The 2,020-nt window shown below is 40.5% G+C and carries 3 protein-coding genes; 1 reads left to right on the top strand and 2 read right to left on the bottom strand.

Translation table 11 applies throughout. The features are described 5' to 3' along the window. On the bottom strand, positions 1-299 hold a 299-nt coding region (locus H6G97_RS50465; RefSeq protein ID WP_190947697.1), incomplete at its 3' end, for a site-specific integrase. Between the two features lie 905 nt (positions 300-1,204). Between H6G97_RS50465 and H6G97_RS50460 the strand changes: the two genes are divergently transcribed. Then, positions 1,205-1,384 carry a hypothetical protein gene (locus H6G97_RS50460; RefSeq protein ID WP_190947698.1) on the top strand — a complete coding sequence of 60 codons (180 nt, stop codon included), beginning with the start codon at positions 1,205-1,207 and terminating at the stop codon, positions 1,382-1,384. A gap of 261 nt (positions 1,385-1,645) precedes the next feature. Here the strand turns inward: H6G97_RS50460 and H6G97_RS50455 are convergent, their stop codons facing one another. Next, complete coding sequence (locus H6G97_RS50455; RefSeq protein WP_190947696.1) at positions 1,646-1,921, bottom strand: hypothetical protein; 276 nt, start codon at positions 1,919-1,921, stop codon at positions 1,646-1,648. Between the last annotated feature and the right edge of the window lie 99 nt (positions 1,922-2,020).

Genomic DNA, 2,020 nt, shown 5'->3' with positions numbered 1-2,020 from the left:
TATCCAATTTTATGAGCAAAACTAATCAAGCTCTTAGCACAAGCTATGTATATCCGCTTTGTGCTTTCGGCATTCCCTTCAAAGTCAGCGGCGTATTCTACCAAGTCTTCATAGGTCACTTTTTTGAGTGGTTTGTCCAAAAATTCCAGAAATCGCCTAGTGTATCGTTGGTAAGAGATGATAGATGACTCTGCTTTTCCCTCCAACCACAGCGCAATCAACTTCGCCTCCGCCTGCGCTACTGGCAAGGAAGCGATCGCCTTTCTATGCGCTGTTATGTGGACTAGAGAGAGCGTCATTTTTATAACTACTTTAAAAACCAGACACAATCATAGTTTCGTCTGGTCTTATAGTGTCTGATTTTTATTTTCCTCCCAAATGGTCATTTCAACTCACTGTTTCACAACTAAAAATTTCTCATTTTTTGCGTATAGTACACTCATAATACTTAAAAGGATGATACAAGCAATACTATTATTGACTATCCATTGCGGATTTAAAGTTGGGCATTTTTTCGGAGAAAATGCCGCTTATGCACGGCTAACTTGTCATAGAGGGAGGTGTTATTTTTGGATGTATGGTGTGTGTGGGGAACTAAGAAAAAGATTTGCAAGGGCGATTGCTGAATTTAACTGGCGGGTTGACTATTTAAAGTTTTTTAGAAGGGTATAGGGAATAGGCAACAAAAGGTTTTGTCCGGGGATTTAGAACTATACCTAAATGCTCGTCCTAAAGAAGGGGGCTTCAAATCCAAAGGTTTTCTCTGTTAGAAGGGAACAGGCAATTTTTCTTTGAGCTTCAATCCTACTGTTGCCTGTTCCCCATTCTCTACCCCGAACGCGAGTGCGTCTTTGCAGGAGAAGGGGTCGGTGAACTACAAGAAATGGAACCGAGCGATTGCGATTATGTAGATGAGCAGTATGGTATGGGATTTTCAATAACCAGCGTCCTCACTGAGGATATTTAATACCTAGTGTCTGGCGAATATGGTTGATGCTGGAATTGCTACGGAGTGATGTCTATATTTATTTGCAATCATCAATGGTAGCCCTTGGCAGTAGCATGTTTTTACAAAAGCAATCGCTTGAAGAATGCGCTGACACATTTGGCGATGATAGCATCAAGGTAATTGATCATGACGAATTACACGATTTAATAAGCGTGTACAGTCCAAGTTTACCTAGATAGTACGCAAACCTGAGCAATGCACGCTGTAAAAAGAAATACCATATTTAAACTGTTACCAAAGGAAGTGGGAGCAGTTTATTGCCTGTTGCACTCGAAAGGCACAACAGCAACAGCCACGCCGCTCGAATTTATCGAACTCTACTTAGGCGATTCCCAAGATAAAGCTGGTGCAATAGGTGGTAATAATTTAGACTAACACCTAAACTTTAAATTTAGTTGCTGGTAACAATAACAACAGCAGTTCAGGAAGTAGCCCCAAAGACATAATCCTAATTAAGTGGCATCTCCCCTCAGAGAAAATTGAAGAAGAATTCAGAATAGCTGAATTCTTCTTCAAATTATTTGCTTTATCTAAGAAAGAATAAGACAAGACTTGCGTTAGTTGGTTGTACTGGAGATGGAGGAAGTCGCCGCGACAGAACTGCGATCTAACTAAGGAAGCGAGTGTGCCTGATTTTTACGATTGCGTCTTCTTCCATTCTTCAAGAGTCAAGCAAGTTTTCCCAGTGGGTATTAATCCTGTGGTTGCTGACACACCGAAATTTTTCAGCGCATAATTTTCTGTTTCTGCGTCCTTGAAGGCAAGTTCTACTACTGTTTGCTTTTCCTGCTTTGACAGAGGTTCAATCTTCACGTTTGCTGCGGTAGGAACAGGATTCGTTTTATCTCTGGTAAAATTTTTTACATTATAAAATTGCTCTTGTTCTGGCTTACCTGAGCAGGACTTACGCAACTGGCACAATGCGAGCGCCAATTACTAGTACATAAGTATTATTTGAATCTGATTCCGAATGCCTTGTATTTGTAATAAAAGCTGGTGTATTGGAAGCAA

This window comes from Nostoc flagelliforme FACHB-838 (assembly GCF_014698065.1).
Classification (GTDB): Bacteria; Cyanobacteriota; Cyanobacteriia; order Cyanobacteriales; family Nostocaceae; genus Nostoc; species Nostoc flagelliforme_B.
Note: the sequence above shows the minus strand (reverse complement) of the source record. Positions and strands in the feature narration are given on the sequence as shown.

What these genes read in the sequence shown, in the direction of transcription:
- H6G97_RS50460 (WP_190947698.1), top strand. Translation starts at nt 1,205, where the DNA reads ATGCACGCTGTAAAAAGAAATACCATATTTAAACTGTTACCAAAGGAA.